The 22,640-nt window shown below is 72.0% G+C and carries 12 protein-coding genes and 1 pseudogene; 5 read left to right on the forward strand and 8 right to left on the reverse strand.

All coding sequences use genetic code 11. From position 1 onward, the window contains the following. Window positions 1-43: 43 nt before the first annotated feature. Together rpsR and rplI are read left to right on the forward strand one after the other, a co-directional pair. A complete protein-coding gene (rpsR, locus tag V2J52_RS05365) occupies window positions 44-283 on the forward strand; it encodes a 30S ribosomal protein S18 (protein WP_331226647.1) in 240 nt (79 codons plus the stop codon). Window positions 284-300: 17 nt separating this feature from the next. Further along, window positions 301-750: a 50S ribosomal protein L9 gene (gene rplI / locus V2J52_RS05370; RefSeq protein ID WP_331226648.1), complete on the forward strand. Its 450-nt coding sequence runs from the start codon at window positions 301-303 to the stop codon at window positions 748-750. Window positions 751-848: 98 nt separating this feature from the next. Here the strand turns inward: rplI and V2J52_RS05375 are convergent, their stop codons facing one another. Next, window positions 849-2,147 (reverse strand): MATE family efflux transporter, encoded by a 1,299-nt coding sequence (locus V2J52_RS05375; RefSeq protein ID WP_331226649.1) that lies wholly within the window; start codon window positions 2,145-2,147, stop codon window positions 849-851. A gap of 427 nt (window positions 2,148-2,574) precedes the next feature. Here V2J52_RS05375 and dnaB point away from each other — a divergent pair, with 427 nt between their 5' ends. Continuing rightward, the gene (gene dnaB, locus V2J52_RS05380) at window positions 2,575-5,184 is read left to right on the forward strand and encodes a replicative DNA helicase (RefSeq protein WP_331226650.1); all 2,610 of its coding nucleotides are present in this window, start codon (window positions 2,575-2,577) and stop codon (window positions 5,182-5,184) included. Between the two features lie 275 nt (window positions 5,185-5,459). Then, a pseudogene (locus V2J52_RS05385) lies at window positions 5,460-6,434 on the forward strand (SDR family oxidoreductase). Between the two features lie 105 nt (window positions 6,435-6,539). Here the strand turns inward: V2J52_RS05385 and V2J52_RS05390 are convergent. The 7 genes from V2J52_RS05390 to V2J52_RS05420 all read right to left on the reverse strand — a co-directional run bounded on the left by V2J52_RS05390 (window position 6,540) and on the right by V2J52_RS05420 (window position 17,599). Continuing rightward, on the reverse strand, window positions 6,540-12,752 hold the full coding sequence (locus V2J52_RS05390; RefSeq protein ID WP_331226651.1) for a GH92 family glycosyl hydrolase: 6,213 nt from the start codon (window positions 12,750-12,752) through the stop codon (window positions 6,540-6,542). Window positions 12,753-13,104: 352 nt separating this feature from the next. After that, window positions 13,105-13,509 carry a type II toxin-antitoxin system VapC family toxin gene (locus V2J52_RS05395; protein ID WP_331226652.1) on the reverse strand — a complete coding sequence of 135 codons (405 nt, stop codon included), beginning with the start codon at window positions 13,507-13,509 and terminating at the stop codon, window positions 13,105-13,107. A gap of 175 nt (window positions 13,510-13,684) precedes the next feature. Next, window positions 13,685-14,245, reverse strand: coding sequence for a hypothetical protein (locus V2J52_RS05400; protein WP_331226653.1), 561 nt, complete (start codon window positions 14,243-14,245; stop codon window positions 13,685-13,687). Between the two features lie 35 nt (window positions 14,246-14,280). Then, on the reverse strand, window positions 14,281-15,000 hold the full coding sequence (locus tag V2J52_RS05405) for a hypothetical protein (RefSeq protein WP_331226654.1): 720 nt from the start codon (window positions 14,998-15,000) through the stop codon (window positions 14,281-14,283). A gap of 85 nt (window positions 15,001-15,085) precedes the next feature. Next, a complete protein-coding gene (locus V2J52_RS05410) occupies window positions 15,086-16,126 on the reverse strand; it encodes a YdcF family protein (protein WP_331226655.1) in 1,041 nt (346 codons plus the stop codon). A 73-nt stretch (window positions 16,127-16,199) separates the two neighbouring features. Beyond that, window positions 16,200-17,156, reverse strand: coding sequence for an epimerase (locus V2J52_RS05415; RefSeq protein ID WP_331226656.1), 957 nt, complete (start codon window positions 17,154-17,156; stop codon window positions 16,200-16,202). Between the two features lie 35 nt (window positions 17,157-17,191). Continuing rightward, window positions 17,192-17,599, reverse strand: coding sequence for a transferase (locus V2J52_RS05420; RefSeq protein WP_331226657.1), 408 nt, complete (start codon window positions 17,597-17,599; stop codon window positions 17,192-17,194). Between the two features lie 167 nt (window positions 17,600-17,766). On the opposite strand from V2J52_RS05420, the gene V2J52_RS05425 reads away from it, so the two are divergent. Next, the gene (locus V2J52_RS05425) at window positions 17,767-22,614 is read left to right on the forward strand and encodes an NAD-glutamate dehydrogenase (RefSeq protein WP_331226658.1); all 4,848 of its coding nucleotides are present in this window, start codon (window positions 17,767-17,769) and stop codon (window positions 22,612-22,614) included. Window positions 22,615-22,640: the final 26 nt, after the last annotated feature.

The following is a 22,640-nucleotide window of genomic DNA, read 5'->3' on the forward strand; positions in this document are numbered from 1 at the left end:
TCGTGCGGCTCGCGCCGCGCACTGAATCTCAAGGAGTACAACCATGGCGAAGCCCGTTCTTCGCAAGCCCGGCAAGAAGAAGGCCAACCCGCTGAAGTCGGCCAAGGTCACCGGGATCGATTACAAGGACACCGCGCTGCTGCGCAAGTTCATCTCCGACCGCGGCAAGATCCGCGCGCGCCGGGTCACCGGTGTCACCGTCCAGGAGCAGCGTGCCATCGCCCGCGCGGTCAAGAACGCCCGCGAGATGGCGCTGCTGCCCTACGCTAGCTCGGCTCGCTGAGGCGGAGGGACACACTCATGGCAAAGATCATCCTCACCCACGAGGTCTCAGGCCTCGGTACCGCTGGTGACGTCGTCGAGGTCAAGGACGGCTACGCCCGCAACTTCCTGTTCCCCCGCGGCCTGGCCACCGGCTGGACCAAGGGCGCGCAGAAGCAGATCGACCAGATGCGTCAGGCGCGCAAGAAGCGCCAGGTCGCCACGGTCGAGGAGGCTCGCTCCATCCGCGACAGCCTGCAGTCCAAGCCGGTCGTCGTCTCCGCGCGCAGCGGCGCCGGCGGACGTCTCTTCGGTGCGGTGACCACCACCGACATCGCCGAGGCCGTCAAGGCGGCCGGTGGCCCCTCCGTCGACAAGCGCAAGATCGAGGTCTCCAGCCCGATCAAGTCGCTCGGCGAGCACAAGGTGCAGATCCGTCTGCACGAGGACGTCCAGGCCACGGTCGAGATCTCGGTCGTCGAGGCCTGACCAGGCTTTGAGTCGGCCTCCGGGCTGGCTCATTGGGCTCGCGCTGCGGCCCGCCCTGCGCGAACGGGTAGTTTTCGTCAGTCTCTGGCTGACGAAAACTACCCGTTCGTCGATCGCCCCTCCGCGCCCAGCACCATCCAGCGGTCGCCGCGGAACCGTACGCCGGTCGTCACGGCGCGCGAGAGCATGAAGCCGCCGGCGAAGGCCGCCCACAGCCACGCGAGCCCGGGGGCGCCGCCGGGCGCCCACAGCCACACGGCCGCGACGAGCGGCACGTAGACCACCAGCGTGAGCATCCCGGCCCACGCGAGGAACCGGCCGTCGCCGGCGCCGATGAGGACGCCGTCGAGGACGAACACCCAGCCGGCCATCGGCATCGTGACGCCGGTGATGACGAGGGCGACGGCGGCCGCGTGCTGCACCGCCGGGTCAGCGCTGAACAGCCGGGTGATCCACCAGCCGCCACCGGCGATGACGACGCCGATGACGGCACCGAACCCCACTCCCCACCACAGCGCGCGGCGGGTGACCGCGCGGACGCGGTGGTGGTCGCGCGCGCCCAGGCCCTGGCCGACCAGTGCCTGGGCAGCGATTGCCAGCGCGTCCAGCGCGAAGGCCGCCAGCCCCCACAGCGCATTGACCACCTGGTGCCCGGCCAGCCCGACCGGGCCCAGCGCCGTCGCCGTCGTGACCGTCAGGAGGATCGCTACCCGCAGCGTGAGGGTGCGGACGAACAGCGGTGCGCCGGCGACCGCACCGGCCCAGATCCCTGAGCGGTGGGGCCGCAGCGAGATTCGCAGCCCGCGGGCGCGGTGGAGAACGACGAGAGCCAGCGCGGCTCCCATGAGGGTCTGAGCGACGGCGGTGCCCAGGCCGGAGCCGGCCACGCCCATGCCGAGCCCGTAGATGAGCAGGGCGTTGAGACCCACGTTGAGGGTCGCGCCGGCGACGGCGACGACCAGCGGCGTGCGGGTGTCCAGCAGCCCCCGTAGCGTGCCGGTGGCGGCGAGCACGACGAACATTCCGGGCAGCCCGCCGGCGGAGTAGCGCAGGTAGGCGACGGCGTGCGGCGCCACGGTGGCGTCGGCGCCGAGGGCGGTCACCAGCCAGTCGGCGCTCAGCCCGAGCGCCAGTGCGACGGCGACGCCGAGCCCCAGGGCCAGCCACATGCCGTCGATGCCGGCACTGACGGCGCCGGCCCGGTCGCCGGCCCCGACGCGCCGTGCGGTGGCGGCGGTGGTCGCGTAGGCGAGGAACACGAAGATCCCGACGGCGGAGACGAGCAGTGTGGAGGAGAGTGACAGGCCGGCCAGCTCGGCGGTGCCCAGCCGGCCCACCATGACGGAGTCGATGAGGACGAACAGCGGCTCGGCGACGAGGGCGCCGAGCGCGGGCACCGCGAGCCCGAGGAGCTGACGGTCGAGCCGGCGGCCGGCTGATGCTGCCGGGACCGCTGGTGCGGGTGTGACTCGGCCGTCATCCCCAGGCCGTGGTGCTCTGTCCACCAATGTGCTGACCAGTTTCCTTCCACATGCTGTGCACTCACCAACCCGTGTCATGCTGCGGGTTCAACCGAATTGCACCGGTGTTATCCACATAGTTATCCACCTCCTGTGCACAGAGGTGGGGACACTGTCCACCGGCTGTCCCCAGGGTTGTCCACAGGCGTGGATAGCGTACCCGCGGTGCGCCGCGTACCGTCGCTCGCAGTAAGACCGTGCGCGTGGCGCGACCCTCCAGTCGTCGCCTGCGGCCCCTGGGCTCGCCGCCGGCCAGGCATGTCAGTGGCCTGCGGTAGACCTGCAGCACGAAGAGGGAGTCGCGATGACCGATATCGACACGCGGGTACTTGAGTCCAACAACGGCGGCCGCGAGTACTTCGATCGCACCCCGCCGCAGGACGTGGCGGCCGAGCAGGGCGTGCTCGGCGGCATGCTGCTGTCCAAGGACGCCATCGCCGACGTCATCGAGGAGCTGCGGGGCCAGGACTTCTACCGGCCGGCGCACGAGATGGTCTACGACGCCGTGCTCGACCTCTACGGCCGCGGCGAGCCTGCCGACGCCGTCACGGTCGCCGCCGAGCTGAACAAGCGCGGCGAGCTGAGCCGGGTGGGCGGGGCCGCTTACCTGCACACGCTCATCTCCTCCGTCCCGACGGCGGCCAACGCCGGGTACTACGCCCGCCTCGTGCGCGACCAGGCGGTGCTGCGGCGGCTGGTCGAGGCCGGCACCCGCATTGCCCAGCTGGGGTACGCCACCGACGGCGGCGACGTCGACGAGCTGGTCAACTCGGCGCAGGCGGAGGTCTACGCGGTCACCGAGAACCGCACCAGCGAGGACTACACGCCGCTGCGCGACACCATCAACCAGACGATGGAAGAGATCGAGAACAACGCCAACCGCGGCGCCGGGATGGTGGGCGTGCCCACCGGGTTCACCGACCTGGACGCGTTGACGAACGGCTTGCACCCCGGGCAGATGGTCATCGTCGCGGCACGGCCGGCTGTCGGCAAGGCGCTGGCTCTCGACACCCCGCTCCCGACGCCGGACGGCTGGACCACCATGGGCGAGGTCCAGGTGGGTGACAGCCTCCTCGCCGTCGACGGAACGCCGACGAGGGTCGTCGCGGCCACCGAGGTCATGGTGGACCGGCCGTGCTACGAGATCAAGTTCGACGACGGGACGACGATCATTGCCGATGCTGAGCACCAGTGGCTGACCGAGACCCGTGCCTCGCGGAGGTCGGCACAGGAGGCTCTCGTCGGCGCCGGCAGTTCTCGCCGCAAGGCCGTCGTAGCCGAGGTGAGGACGACGGCGCAGATCGCCTCGTCGCTGCGCTGCGCGACCGCGGACAACCGGCTCAACCACTGCGTGACGACAGCCGCCCCGCTAGCGCTGCCCGAGCGTGAGCTGCCCCTCGACCCGTACGTCCTGGGTGTGTGGCTCGGCGACGGTCACAGCAACGGCGCCCGGTACACGTCCGACGACCCGGAGATCGGGCTCTTCATCGAGGCCGCCGGCTACCAGGTCCGGGCGTGCGCCGGCCGCAACTACTCGATCCGGCTTCCCGAGAGCACGTGGCGCAGTGAGCGCGCGTGCGATGTCTGTGGCGCACTGTTCGTGCCGCGGGCCACGCAGGTTCGCACCTGCGGTCGGACTTGCGGCCCCAAGCGCAGGACGCTGCACCTGGAGGAGGTCCGGCCGGTCTGCATCGACTGCGGCGTCGAGTGTTCGGGGACTGGGCAGTGCGAGTCGTGCTACCGGGACCACGGCAGCGTCCAGGCGATCCTGCGCACCGTCGGCGTGCTGGGCAACAAGCACATCCCGATGGAGTTCCTCCGCGGGGGCGAGCGCCAGCGTCGCGCTCTCTTGTCAGGCCTGATGGACACCGACGGGACGGTCTCGCCGGCCGGCTCGCTTCAGTTCACCGTCACGAGCCGGCGACTGGCGAATGACGTCCGCGAGCTGATCCACAGCCTCGGCTACCGGACCGGCTGGTCGGAGCGCACCGTTCGCGGCCGGACGGCCGACAGCTCGACCGCGTTCACGATCACCTTCACCACGGACGACACGGTCTTCGCCCTCACCCGCAAGCGTCAAGTGCACCTCGAGCGCCGGCATGGTTCCACCCCCCGCCGGAGGTCCCGGTTCATCACCTCGGTACGGCGGGTGGAGAGCGTGCCGGTCAAGTGTGTGCAGATCGACCACCCGACCCATCTCTACCTCGCGTCCCACGCGATGGTGCCGACCCACAACTCCACGTTGGCACTGGACTGGTGCCGTTCGGCGTCCATCAAGCACGGACTCACCTCGGTGATCTTCTCGCTGGAGATGGGCCGTACCGAGCTGACCATGCGGCTGCTGTCCGCCGAGGCCGGCGTGCCGCTGCAGAACATGCGCAAGGGCACCATGCGTGACGAGGACTGGACCAAGGTCGCTGGCGCGATGAGCCGGGTGTCAGAGGCGCCGCTGTTCATCGACGACAGCCCAAACATGTCGCTCATGGAGATCCGCGCCAAGGGCCGGCGGCTCAAGCAGCGCCACGACCTCAAGCTCATCGTGGTCGACTACCTGCAACTGATGAGCTCGGGCAAGCGGGTGGAGTCGCGACAGCAGGAGGTCTCGGAGTTCTCCCGTGCGCTCAAGCTGCTCGCCAAAGAGCTCGAGGTGCCGGTCATCGCGGTCGCGCAGCTCAACCGTGGCCCCGAGCAGCGCACCGACAAGAAGCCGATGATGAGTGACCTCCGTGAGTCCGGCTCGTTGGAGCAGGACGCGGACCTCGTCTTGCTGCTGCACCGCGAGGACTCCTACGACAAGGAGAACCGGCCCGGCGAGGCCGACCTCATCATCGCCAAGCACCGTAATGGCCCCACCGACACCATCACCGTCGCCTTCCAGGGCCACTATTCGCGGTTCCACGACATGCCGCAGTAGGGGTGCCGCGATGACGCGCACGCGGCTCGGAAAGTTCGGCGATGACGTTCCGCAGGGGGGATTCCCTTCGGAACGTCCCCATGGAACGCCGCCTCGGCCAGCGTGATTACCTCCACCGGGTTCGATGCTTACGGTGCGGACTCGGAAGGTCTGCCCTACGGGGGTTGCGTCCGTACTCGCGCAGGTCTTTCGTGTGTTCGCCAGTGCAGCGCCGCATTGTCGGCGGTGTGGTGTAGAGACGATGGTGCCCCTAAGAACAGAGCATCGGAGATCTGATGGCACGCAGAGACGCTGACCCCAACTACGAGACCCGCCCGGCCAGGACTCCGCTCGAGGGGAAGTCCCTCTTCGGCAGTTCGTACGGCACGGAAGACAAACGCCAGCGTCCCATCGTCGTCACTGGCGCCACTGGGGCCATCGGCCGCCGGGTCATTGTGAGCTTGCTGGAGGCTGGCTACTCGGTGCGGGGCACGTCTCGAAGTCCCGAACCTGCGTCACTCCCATCGGGCGCGGAGGCGGCTCACGGAGACTTGGAGGCTCCGTCCACTCTGCGCAGCGCGTTCCGTAGCGCGGCTCAACTGGTGTTGATCGCGGTGCCATAGACCGTGCAGGAGGTGCTCGCTCGCGCCAAGCAGCAGGGAATCGAGCACGTTGTCGTCATCTCATCCGCGGCCGTGACAGCTGGCTACGACACCACCTACAACGCTGTCGTGGAAGACGCCGTGATGCGTTCAGACCTGGAGTGGAGCATCGTCCGCCCGGGTGAGTTCGCGACGAACTCGCTCCTGATCTGGGGGCCCACGATCAGAACATCTCGCCGAGTGGTCGAACCCTTTCCCGATCAGGTCGGCCACCCCATCCATGAAGGCGACGTCGCCGACGTCGTCGTGGCCGACCTGCTCGACCCGCAGCGTCGAGGGCGAATCGACACGATCATCGGACCTGACAGCCTCACCAAACGTGAACAGGTCGCGGCAATCGCAGAAGCGGTTGGCGAAGAAATCGCTCTCGACGTAGTCACCGCAGACGAGGCCCGCGCCTTCTATCGGGATCAAGGCGGCTTCGCGGCCGCGAATGCAGAGCTTCTATTCGGCTTTGAAAACTACAACGGCGTCGAAGGCGCCGCCGACGAACCGCACGACACAAGCGCCCCAGACGACGGCGCTTACCTCACTCTCGAGCAGATCACAGGAGCCACGGCACGTACCTACCGACGATGGGCGGATGATCACGCCCCCGACTTTCTCTGACCCCGGAGTGCAGCAGCTCCTGGGGGCGGCTCTGCAGCAGAGGGGGTGCCGACCCGGCGTCTCCGCCGTTCGGCACCCCCTCAGTGGTGCTCTGTCAGCTCAGGGCTACTCGCTCACGCCCCCCGCGCGGCGGGCGCGCACGGCGAAGAGCGCACCGCCGACGGCGAGCAGCAGCGCCGCCGCGAGGCCGAGCCCCGCGACTGTTGCACCCGTGGCCGCCAGGCCGCCGGTGCTGCTGCCGGTGTTGCTGCCGTGTCCCGCGCCGTGATCGCCACGGTCGCCGGAACCGCCGGACTGCTGGCCGGATCCACCGGGCCGACCGGGCTCACCAGGCATGCCGGGCTCGCCGGGTTCACCGGGCCGACCGGGCTCGCCGGGCTCGCCGGGGGTGCCGGGCTGACCGGGCTGACCGGGCTCGCCGGGGGTGCCGGGTTCACCGGGCTGACCGGGCTCGCCGGGGGTGCCGGGCTGACCGGGCTGACCGGGCTCGCCGGGGGTGCCGGGCTGACCGGGCTCGCCGGGCTGACCGGGCTCGCCGGGCTGACCGGGCTCGCCGGGCTCGCCGGGCTGACCGGGCTCGCCGGGCTCGCCGGGCTGACCGGGCTCGCCGGGCTCGCCGGGCTGACCGGGCTCGCCGGGCTCGCCGGGCTGACCGGGCTCGCCGGGCTCGCCGGGCTGACCGGGCTCGCCGGGCTCGCCGGGCTGACCGGGCTCGCCGGGCTCGCCGGGCTGACCGGGCTCGCCGGGCTCGCCGGGCTGACCGGGCTCGCCGGGCTCGCCGGGCTGACCGGGCTCGCCGGGCTCGCCGGGCTGACCGGGCTCGCCGGGCTCGCCGGGCTGACCGGGCTCGCCGGGCTCGCCGGGCTGACCGGGCTCGCCGGGCTCGCCGGGCTGACCGGGCTCGCCGGGCTCGCCGGGCTGACCGGGCTCGCCGGGCTCGCCGGGCTGACCGGGCTCGCCGGGCTCGCCGGGCTGACCGGGCTCGCCGGGCTCGCCGGGCTGACCGGGCTCGCCGGGCTCGCCGGGCTGACCGGGCTCGCCGGGCTCGCCGGGCTGACCGGGCTCGCCGGGCTCGCCGGGCTGACCGGGCTCGCCGGGCTCGCCGGGCTGACCGGGCTCGCCGGGCTCGCCGGGCTGACCGGGCTCGCCGGGCTCGCCGGGCTGACCGGGCTCGCCGGGCTCGCCGGGCTGACCGGGCTCGCCGGGCTCGCCGGGCTGACCGGGCTCGCCGGGCTCGCCGGGCTGACCGGGCTCGCCGGGCTCGCCGGGCTGACCGGGCTCGCCGGGCTCGCCGGGCTCGCCGGGCTCGCCGGGCTGACCAGGCTCGCCGGGCTCACCCGGCTCGGATGCCGACTCGGGCCGCAGCAGGGTGATGCTGGCGAGGCTGAGCTCGCCGGCGTCCTGCCGCAGGCCGACGGTCGGGGCCCAGCCCGTGTAGAGCTCCTCCTCCATGCTCAGGCTGAGCAGGCCACGACGGACGAGCTCCCACTCGCCGTCGTTCTCGAACCAGACGGTGACCTCGCCGTGGTCGCCGCGGACCGCGAAGCGGTCGCCCTGCTCCCACTCGACCGGGAAGGCCGGACCGGCACCCTCGGACAGGCCCTGACCGATCCTGTCGGCCTGGACAGTGATGCCGCTGTTGCCACGCGAGTGGTTGTACCAGGAGTACGCACGCTCGGCCGGGCCGGCGCTGATGCCCAGCATCAGCGTGTTCTCGTCCGGCGTGCCGTCGAGGAAGGCGCTCGGCTCGACGACCAGGGCGAACTGGTCCCCGGCCTCCTGGGGCAGCGCGAGCTGCGTCCAGGCACGCTCCTCGGACGAGGAGGTAAGCACGCCGTCGGCGACGTCCACGTCCAGCGCGGCCGGCTGCTCGGAGCCTCCGCCGTAGACCGTGTACTCCTCGAGACGGTCCTCGGAGAAGTCGTCCTCCCAGACGACCTCGCCGTAGGTGTCGGCGTCGAAGTCCTCGGGCGTGGGGAGCGGCAGGTTCTGCGCGGGCTCCTCCGGACCGGGCGCCTCGGCGCCCGCCTCGGTGACCCAGCGCGCGCCGTCGTCGTACTTGGTGATGGTGAAGGAGTCGAGCGTGTCACCGGCCGCGTACTGCCCGTTCGTGCCGCGGGGTGCCACCCACGTCGCGACGGACTCAAAGCTCAGCGTGTTCTCCTCCACGCGGATCGCCTGGTACGTGGCCACGTCCTGGACCTGCACTTGGAGTTCCGCGTTGTTCTGCGTCCAGCGGTTGTCGTCGGACGGCGGGAGGTCGTACATCTTCTCGCCGGCGTTCGCGACCACGTAGACCGGACCGGCGCTGGTGCCGTCGACGTCCGTGCGAGCGTTGTTGTGCATCCCGCGGCCGTAGGTGTGGTCGTGACCCTGCAGCACGAGGTCGACGTCGTTGCGCTCGATGACCGGCAGGATGTGCTGCCGGTACATGACCTCGTCACGCAGCCCACCGCTGGAGACGCCGACGGAGAAGACGGGCTGGTGGTTGAAGACCACGGTCCAGTGGTGCGGGTTGGACTGGATGGTGCGCTCGAGCCACTGCGCCTGCGCGGTGAACCACGCCTGACGGTTGAGCTCGCAGTCGTCCGGCTGACCCGCGGGGCGCGAGATCGGGCAGATGTCGTCGTGGTTGGCGTTGACGCTGATGTAGCGCACGCCCTGGTAGTCGGTGAAGTAGGCGGTGTCCTTGAGGACGTTGGCCAGGTGCTCACCGTGGGTGGCGGCGAACTGACGCGCGTCGGACGGGATGGGCCCGTTGGCGTCGTAGGTGAAGCTGTCGGTGAAGTTCTCGATGAACGGCTGCCCACCGATCTCGTGGTTGCCGAGCGTCGCGAGGACCTGGCTGTCCGTCCGGAGCGGTGACATGACGTCGAACCAGTCGTCCCACTGCTGCTCGCTCGTCGCGTGGTCGATGAGGTCACCGGCGACGATGGTGAGCGGCGCGTCGGGGTGCGCCTCGTGCGCGGCGTTGACGGAGCGCGGGTAGATCGTCGGGATGCCGTTCTGGGCGTCGCCGAGGTACAGGAACGTGTACGGCTCGAACTCCGCCGCTGCCGTGGTGAAGCTGAACCACTCGCTCCAGCGGTCACCCGACGCGACGCGGTACTCGTACTCCGTGCCCGGCTCCAGGCCCTCGAGCCGTGCGCTGTGGCTGCGCGAGGGGTAGCCGAGCACCGAGCGCTCGGGCTGGCTCTCCGCCTGCACCGTCACGGTGTCGCCACCGTCGGCGGGACGGACCTCGGCGATGCCGGCCAGGCGGCGCGGACTCTCCGAGCGCCAGGTGACGTACTGCGAGGTCGACGGGTCCTGCGTCGCGGTGAGGACGACCCGCTCAGGGTCACCGAGCGGCGCGTTCTCGTCGAACCAGTCCTCCTCGGACGTGGCGATGTCGAAGACGTGCATGAGGCCGCCGTGGTCGGCGCCCGGAAGGATGACCGCCTCGACCGTCTTGTCCGCGTCGAGCGGGGCGGGGCGGGTGGCGAAGACCCGGAACGTGCCGCCACCGACGCTGCCGCTGCGGCTGATCCGGTTGCCGACCTGGACCGCGGTCTCGTTGCCGCCACCAGGCCCCTGGCCCCAGTCGGTGAAGTAGACGGGCACCTGCTGGGTCGAGCCGTCGGTGTACTCGACGGTCGCGTCACCGGCCGCGGGGCCGTTCGTGGCGAGACCGAGGAAGGAGATCGTCGCCGCCTGCTTTGGCTCGAGGTCGATTCGCTGGCCGTGGGGGATCCAGTTGTCCGGCTCGCCGGGCTCGGCTTCCGGCCAGGTGAAGACCATGCTCTCGTGGCGGGGGTGGGGGATCTCGGCGCCCTGGGCCGCGCCTCCGGCGGCGAGACTCTCCCGGGAGAACGCCCAGTCGCTGAGGTCCATCGATCCCATGTTGGCTGCGCCGTGGGGGACGGTGCCGACGTTGTTCCTCGCGGAGGTGCCGTCGGTGTATGACGGCGGGACGTCCTCGGCGCCCGAGCCCCAGCCACCCGGGGTCTCGGACATCTGGAAGTCGAGGACGCCACCCTCGCGGGTGAAGTCCTCGTCCACCCAGGACGCCGTCTGCGCGACGCCGTCGACGCTGAGGCCAGCGGTGTAGCGCGCGCCGTCGGAGACGCCCGGGGCGTTGATCTCGTAGACGCGCTCGGAGTCGGCGCTCGTGATAGTCACGGCGTCGAACATCGGGGCGGTGACGACGAGGTTCGCCGTGCCGTAGATGGCGGGGAAGACGCCGAGGTTGGCGAAGACCGCCCAGGAGCTGAGCGAACCCTGGTCGTCGTTGCCGGGAAGGCCGGAGGGGCCGGTGTGGTACATCTCGTCCATCGCGCGGTAGAGCACGTCGGTCGTCTTGTGCGGCTTGCCGAGCCAGTTGTAGACCCAGGGGGTGGTCAAGGCCGGCTGGTTGGACAGGTAGTTGCCGGACTTGTTGTAGGCACCGGCGTCGAGGTCCTCCATGAGCCGGTCGACGACCGCCTCGGAGGCCGCCGCCCCGCCGCGCATCTCGATGAGCGTGCCGATGTTGTGCTGCACGTGCCAGTTCCACTGGTGGCCGGTGGACTGGTGGAACTGGTTGCCCCGCTCCTGAAGGTTGAAGCCGCGGTCGAAGTCGTTGCGCGAGCGCGGGCGGACCTCCTCGGTCTGCGGGTCGAGGACCATCCGCCAGTTCTGCGCGCGCCCCATGAAGGTGTCGTGGGCCTCCTCGTCCCCGAGGCGCTGTGCCAGCTGCGCCACGGAGAAGTCCGTGAGGGCGTGGTCGAGGATGCGCGAGGTGGCGTCGCCGCCCTTGCCGTTCTCGATCATGCCGGTGGCGAAGTACTGGAACGCCTGGAAGCGGCCGGAGTCCGTCGCGGGCAGGCGCTGGGAGTCGACGATGGACGCGAGCACCGCCTCACGGTCGTAGTCCGTCGCCCCGAAGGCGTCGAGCGTGCTCACGAGGTTCTGGTAGCTGTCGACGCCCCGGAAGGCCTCCCACCGGCCGGCCAGCGCGACCTGGTCCGCGACCGTCTGGTTCATGTCGTCTGCGACCGACGGGTAGAGCATGGCGAGCAGCTGGGCGTGGCTACGGACCATGTCCCAGCCGCCGCCGGAGAAGATCTTGTAGTGGTTGCGGCCCGGCTCGACGGTCTGGACCGATCCGTCCTTGGCGCGGTACTCGCCGTTGACATCCTGGTGGACGTTCGGGTGGAGCAGCGCGTGGTAGAGCGCGGTGTACAGCGTCACCCGCTGGTCGTGGGTGCCGCCCTCCGCGTCGATGACCCCGAGAGCCTCCTCCCACTCGGCCCGTGCCTGTGCCCGGACCTCGTCGAAGTCGGCGTCGGCGACCTCGGTCTCGCGGTTCTCCGCGGCGTTGTCGACGCTGACGTAGCTGAACCCGGTCTGCGCGGTCACCTCCGCGCCGTCGGCGAAGGTGATCCACCCGCCGACCTGGTTGCGGAAGTCCGCGGACGTGTCGCCCGTGACCCGCTCGGCCTCGGTGCCCGAGGCGGTCAGCTGGGCGCCGTCCCAGGTCCCCCAGGACTCGAAGGGCTCGTCGTAGGTGGTCGAGAAGTGGGCGACGTACTGGCCCTCGTTGCACACGTCGGCGCCGTAGGTCCAGCCGCTGACAGTCCGGGTCTCCGGGTCGATGTCGAGGACGACGTCGTGGACCTGGTTGTTGGCACCGGACGCGTTGACGAGCAGGGTGGCGCTGTCCGCGTCCTCGGGGAAGGTGAAGCGGCTGACGGCGGTGCGGTCGGTCGACGTCAGCTCGGAGAGCACGCCGTCCGCGGTCTCGACGGCGTAGTAGCCGGGCTCGGCGACCTCGTCGTCGTGGCTGAAGTCGAGGAAGTAGCTGCGGTGGTCGACGCCCGGGCTGAGCGGGAGCGCGCCGGTCTCGGTGAGCTCACCGCTGTAGGGGGTCGTGGGGAACTCGTAGCCGCCGTAGTTCAGGTGGCAGCCGGTCCCGGAGTAGCGGGTCATGCCGAAGCCGCGGATCTGGTCACCGGTCCACTCGTACCCGCCCTTCTCCTTCACCAGGGTGTGGGCGTCCGGGTCGGTGTTGTACGTGGTGGGGCTGGGCTGGACCATGCCGAAGGGCAGCGCGCCGGAGGGGAAGGTGTTCCCGTACGCGTCGTTGCTCTTGTCCTGGGTGAGGTCGAGCTCGGTGCCGATGAACGGGTCGACGGCGTCGAACGGGGCCGTGGTGTCGGCCGCGGCAGACGTCGCGGTCGCCGTCAGCGCTCCGGTCGAGGCCATGAGTGCGGTCAGCAGGTAGCCGACCGCACGCCGCGGACGGCGCCTGGTCGCTCTGGCCGCGGGCGCGGTCGGCGTGGGTGGAACTGTGGACATGCGGAAGCCCTTCGACAAGCGAGACGGGGGGACCTTCAAGTACTCCCAAATCGAAGTAAACGGAAGGTGTCATTTGCGCCAACCTGTCGCGAACGTTTGTGACGTCCGATGAGCACGTCCGTAAAGGCCGGAGCCAGTGCCCGCGAGTAGCGGCCCATGAACGTGTCGTAGGCATCGCCGTCGGCACTGAAGGATCGTGCACCTGGCACGGGGGTCGTCCCGTCAGGACGGACCTCGCGGTGAGTGGTCGCAATACCGACCCCGCCCCGGTGCCCCGTCGGCTCCCGAGGACCGGACGCGAACCTTCGCCTGCCCGTGTCGGTGACGGTGACGGTGACGCAGGCACTGCGCCTCACGAGTGCCCCAGCACGTCCTCCAGCGTCGCGACCGGCACCACGGTCGCGGCGACCTTGGCCAGCTCGGGGTCGAGGGTGGTGAAGGCGTCGGCCTGCAGGCGGGTGAGGGCGAGGTACTCGGCGGTGAGCGTGTCCGGCCAGGAGAGGCGCTCGGCGATGTCCCACGCGGTGCGCTGCAGCACCCGGTCGCCGAGGAGCCGGATCCGCAGGCCACGGACGTGGTCCAGGTAGTCATTGGCCTCCTGCCTGGTCAGCTCGCCGGCCCGCACCGACCGGTACAGCAGCGAGACCAGCTCGGAGCGCAAGAGGGTCGGCGCGGCCAGCTGGGTGCCGATGCCCGGCGCCGCCCCGGTCCGAGCAAGCTCCAGCGCGACGTCGGCACCGATGACGAAACGTCGCATGGCACGTCCTTCCGCGGACACGCGTGTCGACTATTGCACCGCAGCTCGCCATCCGGCGCCACCGGGATCGCACCGCCCACACCGGGACCGCCCCGCCGAACACCGGCGCTACCGTCCAGCGCACGCGCCGTCAGCCCCGCCGGCAACGGCCAGTCATGCGGCCTCGAGGCAGTGGTCAGCCGGTCGTCGGCGGCGCGGTGAGCTTCTCCACCATGACCGCCAGCCCCTGACGGGCGGACCGTCGCGCCGACTCGACCCGCTCCTGCATCGCCCGGGCGTCCTCGAGCGACGCCGTCGCCCGCTCCAGGGCTTCCCGGCACGCCTGGACACCGAGCTCGCGGTCGCGCTGCGCTGCCGTCTGGTCGTCGTGGAAGCCCTGGACCTCCCCGGCGGCCAGCTCCACCGCACGGTCGAGCAGGAACCGGTAGGAGGCCCGCAGCTTCTTGGGGGTCGTCTTGCGCACCAGCGCGTCGACGTCGTCGTCGACGGTCGCCCGCATGAAGACCAGCGGGTCGGACCGGTACTGCTCGTCGGCCGCGGCCTGCTCGGCGCTCGCCAGCCGGTCGCCGGCCTCGGCGAGCTCACGCTCGGCCTCCCGAGCGGCTGCCGCAGCGGCGTCGAGGTGGGCGGTGAAGCGCGTCTCCAGCGCGTGGGCCAACTGCTCGTGCTCCCCGGCGGCCAGACCATCGGCGGTCTGGGGCTCGGTCGCCCTGCTACGCGCGTCCTGCTCGGTCATGCTCACACCTCACCCGTCGGTCGACCTCCACCCTCTCATCCGGCACCGTTCGGGAACATCTCCGCATAGCCGGGGACGACAGCGGCGAGGACGCCGGCGGCCACGATGCCCAGCAGGAAGGCCCACCCGCCGGTGAGGCGGGTGGCGACCGGCCCGCGCGACCCTCGGCGCCACAGCGGCAGTGGCTCGAGCACGACGAAGAGGAGCATCATCGGCGGCACGGCGAGCCACAACCACCACCAGGCCCACTTGGTCGCCAGCCGCGGCGGTGGTCCGGCGATGAGCACCACCAGCGCGGTGAGGGCGGCGATGCCCGCCCAGTGCCAGGTGATCCCCGACGGCATGATCTGCGACGGCGGAGCGACCCTGACGTCCACCCCAGCGCGCTGCGCGGCGTGCAGGATCGCCTGTCCCTCGTCGACCCAGCCAGGCGGCTGCGGGAGCGAACCACGCTGGAACTCGTAGCTGGTGCGGCCGGGGCGGCCATGCCCCTCCCAGGTGACCGGGAGGCTGCCCTGGACGAAACCGGGCTCCCGGAGCGCGATGGTCACGCTCGTGACCTCGCCCGTCTCCAGGGCGTAAAGGAGATCGTCGACCGACCGGTCGACGGGGGTCAGCGCCAGCTGGAACCAGCCGGCCACCAGCCCGACGGCGATGAGTCCCCGGAGCGCCAGCCGCCACCAGGCCTGCTGGTGCCATACGGCCGGCGGCAGCACCGCAGGAGGCGGGAGCTGTAGCGGTGCCGGGTGGGCCATCCGGCCACCATAGCGACGCCGCCACTGCCACGGGCTCGGTGACCGCCCCGCGCCCACCGGCCGGGTGGGCGCAACCCTGCTCCGGCTATCCGGCCAGCGCCCTCACCAGCACCACGGCCCCGTAGCCCACCAGGGGCAGCGACAGCAGCCCGAGCAGGACGGCGTTGAGCCGCAGGTTGTCACGCAGCAGCGCGACGAACTCCCGAACCATGGCGGAGGGCCAGAAGTAGCGTGCCGTCGGTGCCCCGACGGCGTTGCCGGCAAGCCCGACCGTCCGCATGAGGGTCGCCGCCCGCAGTGCGTGGTAGCTGCTCGTCACCACCGTCACCGGGCCGTCGACCCCAGCCTTGGCGAGCATCTGCCGTGACTCCAGGAGGTTCTCCCGGGTGGTCCGGGAGCGGTCCTCCACCAGCACGTGGTCGGCGGGGACGCCGTCGGCAATGAGCCAGTCGGCCATCGCCCGCGCCTCAGGCATGAGCTCGTCCGGTCCCTGCCCGCCTGACGTGACGAGCACCGCCGCGGTCCCGGCGGCACGGGCGCGGTCGTAAACCTCGCGTCCGGTGCGCAGCCGCCCGGCGAGCAGCGGGGTCACCTGGTCGCCGGCGAGGCCGGCGCCGAGCACGATGACCCCGGCCGGTGTCGGACCGAGGCGTGACTGGCGTCCGTAGAGCCAGGAGTAGCCGAGGAACGCGGTGAAGGCGAAGCCGAGGTAGCCGATCGGCAGCGCCGACAGCAGGACCGCGACGGCCATCGGCTCGGACCCGCCGCCTCGCACTGCCGCGACGCCGAGGGCGAGGTAGGTGAGCAGGCCCAGCCCGGCGACCAGGGCGAGCGCCGTCGCCGGTGATACCCGTTCCCGGCGGAGGACTTCGACGCCGTAGTAGACCCCCGCCAGCGCCAGCACCGCCGCATAGCCGAACAGGATGCTGAGCAGAGCGAGCAGCGCGAGCCCGCCCGCCAGATGCCCAGGGTCGCCGCCCAGCTGGCCCACGAGCTCCACGACACCGAACCCGACCATGGAGATCCCGGTGAGCAGGACGACCCCGTTGCCGAGCCGCCGGGGCTCGGCCCGCATGAGCGCCACGCCGAGCGCGAGCACGCCGGCGGCGACGATCAGCTGCGTCATGGGCGTCCCTCCCTCGGCCCGGTCAGGGCCGGACCCGGGACGGGGTGGATGTTGCCGGAGTGCACCGTGCCGGTCACCCGAGGACGTCGTCGAGCGCGGCGTCGAGGGTCGGGAACGCGAACCGGAAGCCGGCGGCGTCGAGCACCTCGGAGGTGGCGTGCCGGCCGGTGGCGGCGAGCGCGGGGTCGGTGCGGAGCACCACGGAGCCGAGGCGCAGGAGCGGCAGCGGGGTCGGCGGCGCCCAGGGCCGGCCCAGCCGCCGGCGCAGCGACCGCATCATGTCGGCGTTGCGCACCGGCTCGGGCGCCGAGGCGATGACGGTGCCCTGGACGTCGACCGCCGGGTCCAGCCCGAGCGCCGCGCGCACCACCGCGAGCCAGTCCTCGACGTGGATCCAGCTCATCCACTGCCGGCCGGTGCCGATCGGGCCGCCGAGGCCGAACCGGGTGACGAGCAGCATCCGGTCCATCACCGGCACGTCGCGGTCGAGCACCAGCGACGTCCGCAGCACGGTGAGCCGGTCGGTGTTCGCGCCCTCGACGGCCGCCTCCCACGGCACCGCGACGCCGGTCATCTGCGGCAGGCCGGGGTCCGGCACGGGGGACGACTCGGTGACCCGCTGCTCGCCGGCGTCGGAGTAGATCGCCGTCGTGCTCGCCTGCACCCAGCGGGCCAGCGGCGCGTCCAGCCGCCGGCTGGCCTCGACCAGCGCCCGGGTGGCCGCCACCCGGCTGTCCCGCAGCGCAGCGATGTTGGCCGCGGTGGGCCGGACGTCGACGAGCTTGCCGGCGAGGTTGACGAGGGCGGTGCCGGCCGGGTCGGTCAGCTCGGTGGCCCAGGGGCCGACGCTCCGGCCGTCCCATGCGACCTCCCGTGCCGCCGCGCCCCGGTCCGGGGTGCGAGAGAGGACGACGACGTCGAGCCCTCGCCCGGCGAGGTCGGCCGCGAGCCGCCGCCCGAGGGCGCCGGTGCCGCCGGCGATGACGACCTTGCGCAGCGGGGCACCGCCGCCGCCCGGTGAGGTTGACATGCGGCCAGCATGCCACCGGCGTGGCCGTCGCCGCGTTATGCCGCGGTGGTGAAGTCTCCCGGACCGGCCGCGATCCGGGCGCCGGCCGGGTAGCTGAGCTCGGGCCCGACCGTCGCGCCGTTCTCGACGCGGGCCACCGCTCCGATGACGGCCCGCGCCCCGAGGCGAGCGCCCTGGCCGAGCACCGCGCCGGCACCGAGGTGGGCGTGCGAGCCGATGACGGCGTCGCGGCCCACGACGGCGTCACGGTCGATCCAGGCGCCGGCCGCGATCCGGGCCCCGGCGTGGACGCGGGCACCGGAGTCGACGTAGGCGCCGGCCGCGACGTAGGCGTTGGGATGGACCTGGGCGCCGATCTCCACGAGGCCGCCGCCGTTGGGGTGCGGGGCGTAGCGGAGCTGCAGGCCGTCGTCCTCGAACTCGATGTAGCGGCGTCTGCGCACTCGTTCCTCCTGTCATGGCGTCACGTGTCGGTCTATCTGTTTCAACACCGGGAGCCGGGCGAAATTCCGGCGCGCGGTACCGGTCCACAGCGCGGCGGCTCGGCGCGGTGCGTAGCATCCGGCACAGGTGCGGAGCCCGATGTACCCGAGCAAGGGAGTTGTCAGTCATGGCCTCGATGCGCGACGAGGAGCGGACCGAGGTGCTGCGGGCGGCGGCCGCCACCGCGGACAGCCTGCCCGCCGCCGAGGGCGTCCCCCGGGCCCAGGTCACCACGCTGCTGCAGAGCTTCTACCGCGACGTCCTCGGTGAGGACCTTCTCGCGCAGTCGCCCCGCGAGCTTCTCGGTGCTGCGCTGTCCCACCTCGCCGTGGCCCGGGACCGTCGGCCCGGCACCGCGAGCGTCCGGGTGCTGGCGCCGCAGGAGGGCGCCGGCGCCACCGTCGTCGAGGTCGTCACCGACGACATGCCCTTCCTCGTCGACTCCGTCACCGCTGAGGTCTCCCGTCAGGGCCACGCCGTCCGCCTCCTCGTCCATCCCCAGCCGCGGGTGCGGCGCGACGCCGACGGTGCGCTGATCGTCGTCCTCGACCCCGCCGACGACGCCGACGACGCGCTCAACGAGTCGTGGGTGCACCTCCACGTCGGCCCTGTCGCCGGGGCGGATGACCGGGAGAAGCTGGCAGACGGCCTGCGACGGGTGCTGGGCGACGTCCGCGCCGCCGTCACCGACTGGCCGCCGATGACCGCCCAGGCCCGCACGATCTCCACGGCGCTCCGAGACAGCCCGCCGGGCCATGCCGCGGCCACCGAGGTGGCGGAGGCCCGGGCGCTGCTCGACTGGCTCGCCGACGGCCAGTTCGTCTTCCTCGGCTACCGCGAGTACGCGTTTACCCCGGAGCAGGGCAGCGAGGAGGCCTACCTCGAGCCGGTGCCGGACACCGGCCTGGGCTTGCTCCGCGACGACGACCGGGACCGGCGGACGCTGCCGCCCGCTGCCGCCCGCAAGGCCGCCGAACCGCGGCTGGTCATCGTCACCAAGGCGAACTCGCGCTCCACCGTCCACCGCCCGGAGTACCTCGACTACGTCGCGGTGAAGGTCATCGACGACGACGGCCGCGTCACCGGAGAGCAACGGTTCATCGGGCTCTTCACGCCGACGGCGTACGACTGGGCGGTCACCGAGGTGCCCTTCGTCGCGAGCAAGGTCCGTCAGGTCCAGGAGCGGGTCGGCTACCCGCCGGTGAGCTACCTGGGCAAGACCCTGCTGCGCGTCCTCGAGGCCTACCCGCGCGACGAGCTGTTCCAGGCGCCGGTCGCGCAGCTGAGCGAGGTCGCCACCGCCGTCGTCCACCTGCGTCACCGGCCCCGGACCCGGCTGTTCCTGCGCGCGGACCCCTACGAGCGGTTCGTCGCTGCCCTCGTCTACCTGGCCCACGACCGGTACACCCCCGCGGTCCGTCAGCACATCGCTGACCTGCTGCGCGACGCCGTCGGCGGCCACGGGGTGGAGCACGCCACCCGCGTCTCGGAGTCAGCGCTGGCGCAGCTCTACTTCGTCGTCCGCGTCGCCCCCGGGACCGCGCTGCCGCAGCTCGACGTCGCCGCGCTCGAGCAGCGCGTCGCCGCCGCGGTCCGCAGCTGGGAGGAGGACCTCGCCGACGCGGCCGTCGAGCGGTTCGGCACCACGGACGCGCAGCGGCTGCTCAGCCGGTTCGGCCAGGCGTTCCCCGAGGGCTACAAGGAGGACGTCGCGCCACCGGAGGCCGCCGAGGACCTGCGCCACCTCGACGCGCTCACCGGCGACGCCCTCGGCCTGCGTCTCTACCTGCCGCCCGGCGCGTCGCCCGAGGGGCGCCGCCTCAAGCTCTACCGCCACGGCACCCTCGCGCTCTCCGCGGTGCTGCCGATCTTCCAGGGCTTGGGCGTCGAGGTCCTCGACCAGCGCCCCCACACCCTGCACGAGGCCGACGGCACCGAGACCCACATCTCCGACATCGGCCTCGACCTGCGCTCCGGCAGCCTGTGGCCCACGAGCGACGACGACCTCGCGCAACGGCTGCACGATTCTTTCCTCGCCGTGTGGCACGGCGCCGCGGAGGACGACGGGTTCAACGCGCTGGTCCTGCTCGCCGGCCTCCGGTGGCAGCAGGTCGTCGTGCTGCGGGCGCTCGCGGCCTACCTGCGGCAGACCGGGTCGGTGTTCTCGCGCCAGTACGTCGAGGCGACGCTGCGGGACAACCCCCGGCTCGCGCGCCTCGTCGTCGAGCTGTTCGAGACCCGCTTCGACCCGAACTGGGACACCGACGACGACGAGCGCGAGCGCGCTGAGAAGGAGGTCGCGCAGCGGGTCCTCACCGAGCTCGACGACGTCGCGAGCCTCGACCAGGACCGGATCGTGCGCGCCCTCGTCGGCATCGTCCGGGCGACCGTGCGCACGAGCTACTTCCAGCACCTCGACCCGGCGGCGAGCGACCACGACGGCCCGCCGACGGTGACCTTCAAGCTCGACCCGCACCGGGTGCCAGACCTGCCGGCGCCGCGCCCTACCGTCGAGCTGTGGGTGTACGGCCCTCGGGTCGAAGGCGTGCACCTGCGGTTCGGCGAGATCGCCCGCGGCGGGCTGCGCTGGTCCGACCGGCGCGAGGACTTCCGCACCGAGGTCCTCGGCCTGGTCAAGGCGCAGGTGGTGAAGAACGCGATCATCGTGCCGGCCGGCGCCAAGGGCGGCTTCGTCGGCAAGGACCTGCCCGACCCGGCCGCCGACCGGGAGGCCTGGCTGGCCGCGGGGCAGGCGGACTACCGGCTGTTCATCGCCGCGCTGCTCGACGTCACCGACACCGTCGTCGACGGCGAGATCGTCGCGCCGCGCGGGGTGGTGCGCCACGACGGCGCCGACCCGTACCTCGTCGTCGCCGCGGACAAGGGCACCGCGGCATTCTCCGACGTCGCCAACGAGATCTCCCGCGAGTACGGCTTCTGGCTCGACGACGCCTTCGCCTCCGGCGGGTCCAGCGGCTACGACCACAAGAAGATGGGCATCACCGCCCGCGGCGCCTGGGTCGCGGTGCAGCGCCACTTCCGCGAGCGTGGCCACGACACCCAGGCCGAGGACTTCACCGCCGTCGGCATCGGCGACATGAGCGGGGACGTGTTCGGCAACGGCATGCTCCGTTCGGAGCACATCCGGCTGGTGGGCGCCTTCGACCACCGCCACATCTTCCTCGACCCCGAGCCCGACGCCGCAGCCTCCTTCGCCGAGCGCCGGCGCCTCTTCGAGCTGCCCCGGTCGAGCTGGGCGGACTACGACGACTCGCTCATCAGTGCCGGCGGCGGCGTCCACCCGCGGTCGGCCAAGTCCGTCGCCATCACCCCTGAGGTCCGCCGGCGGCTCGAGCTGGCCGACGACGTCGAGCAGCTGACGCCCGCCGAGCTCATCCGGGCGATCCTCACCGCCCGAGTCGACCTGCTGTGGAACGGCGGCATCGGCACCTACGTCAAGGCGTCCAGCGAGTCCCACGCGGACATCGGGGACCGCGGCAACGACGCGATCCGGGTCGACGGCGCCGAGCTGCGCTGCCACGTCGTCGGCGAGGGCGGCAACCTCGGGGTGAGCCAGCTGGGCCGGGTGGAGGCGGCGCAGCACGGCGTGCACCTCAACACCGACGCCATCGACAACTCCGCCGGGGTGGACTCCTCCGACCAGGAGGTGAACATCAAGATCCTCCTCGCCGCCCCGGTCGCTGACGGCCGGCTCGCGCTCGCGGACCGCGACGAGCTGCTCGTGACGATGACCGACGACGTCGCCGCCCGGGTGCTGCGGCAGAACTACGAGCAGAACGTCCTGCTCGGCAACGCCCGCACGCAGCAGGCCCACATGCTCGGTGCGCACCAACGGTTCATGCACTGGCTCGAGGAGCGCGGCGAGCTCGACCGCGACCTGGAGTTCCTGCCGCCGGACTCCGAGCTGGCGCGCCGCGCCGACCGCGGCCAGGGGCTCACCTCCCCGGAGTTCGCGGTGCTCGTCGCTTACGCCAAGCTCGCGCTGAAGACCGACCTCATCGCCTCCGACCTGCCCGACGACCCGTGGTTCGAACGGGAGCTGCGGGAGTACTTCCCGCCGGCGCTGCAGGAGGACTTCGCCGCGGACATCCCGTCCCACCGGCTGCGCCGGGAGATCATCACCACCCGGGTGGCGAACTCGGTGATCAACCGCGGCGGCATCACCTTCGTGCACCGCGCGCTCGACGAGACCGGTGCCGCGCCCGCGCAGGTCGCCCGGGCCTTCGTGGTCAGCCGGGAGGTGTTCGACCTCGCGGCATTCGTCCGGGAGGTCGAGCAGCTCGACAACGAGGTGGGCACCGAGGTGCAGAGCGCGCTCTACCTCGAGTTCCGGCGGCTGCTCGACCGCGGTGTGCGGTGGTTCGTCGAGCACGGCGGTGCGGACCTCGCCGTCGGCGCGACGATCGACCGGTTCGGTCCGGCGGTCCAGCGACTGGGCCCCGAGGTCGCCGGCTACCTCCGCGGCCGCGCCCGGCAGGACGTGCTCGACCAGGTCGAGGAGCTGACCGCGGCCGGCGTGCCACGGCCGCTCGCGGAGACGGCCGGCTGCCTCGTCGAGTCGTTCTCGCTGCTCGACGCGGTGGTGCTCAGCGAGCGGTCCGGCCGCCCGGCCGAGCAGGTGGCGCCGTTGCGCTTCGCCGCCGAGGAGCACTTCGGCATCGACCGGCTGCTGCTGCGGGTCCGCGAGCTGCCCCGTGAGCAGCGGTGGGACTCGCTGGCGCGGGTGGCGATGCGCGAAGACCTCCACGGCGTGCTCAACGACCTCACCGAGCGGGTGATGGCCGACGGCGACGACGCTGCCTCACCGGAGGAGCTGCTCGCCGCCTGGGACGAGGCGCACCCGGCGGCGGCCGACCGGCTGCGCGAGGTGCTCGCCGAGCTCGAGGACCGCGAGGAGGTCTCGTTGGCGTCGCTGTCCGTCGCGCTGCGCACGCTGCGGACGCTCGTCGGCTGATAGGAGCCTGAGCCGGTCGCCGCACC

This window comes from Georgenia sunbinii (assembly GCF_036421875.1).
GTDB classification, from domain to species: domain Bacteria; phylum Actinomycetota; class Actinomycetes; order Actinomycetales; family Actinomycetaceae; genus Georgenia_B; species Georgenia_B sunbinii.

Bases quoted from the DNA above. Each gene is read 5' to 3' on its own strand.
- dnaB (WP_331226650.1), top strand. From the start codon at position 2,575: ATGACCGATATCGACACGCGGGTACTTGAGTCCAACAACGGCGGCCGC.
- V2J52_RS05410 (WP_331226655.1), bottom strand. From the start codon at position 16,126: ATGACGCAGCTGATCGTCGCCGCCGGCGTGCTCGCGCTCGGCGTGGCG.
- V2J52_RS05425 (WP_331226658.1), top strand. From the start codon at position 17,767: ATGGCCTCGATGCGCGACGAGGAGCGGACCGAGGTGCTGCGGGCGGCG.
- rpsR (WP_331226647.1), top strand. From the start codon at position 44: ATGGCGAAGCCCGTTCTTCGCAAGCCCGGCAAGAAGAAGGCCAACCCG.
- V2J52_RS05415 (WP_331226656.1), bottom strand. From the start codon at position 17,156: ATGTCAACCTCACCGGGCGGCGGCGGTGCCCCGCTGCGCAAGGTCGTC.
- V2J52_RS05395 (WP_331226652.1), bottom strand. From the start codon at position 13,509: ATGCGACGTTTCGTCATCGGTGCCGACGTCGCGCTGGAGCTTGCTCGG.
- V2J52_RS05400 (WP_331226653.1), bottom strand. From the start codon at position 14,245: ATGACCGAGCAGGACGCGCGTAGCAGGGCGACCGAGCCCCAGACCGCC.
- V2J52_RS05405 (WP_331226654.1), bottom strand. From the start codon at position 15,000: ATGGCCCACCCGGCACCGCTACAGCTCCCGCCTCCTGCGGTGCTGCCG.
- V2J52_RS05390 (WP_331226651.1), bottom strand. From the start codon at position 12,752: ATGTCCACAGTTCCACCCACGCCGACCGCGCCCGCGGCCAGAGCGACC.
- rplI (WP_331226648.1), top strand. From the start codon at position 301: ATGGCAAAGATCATCCTCACCCACGAGGTCTCAGGCCTCGGTACCGCT.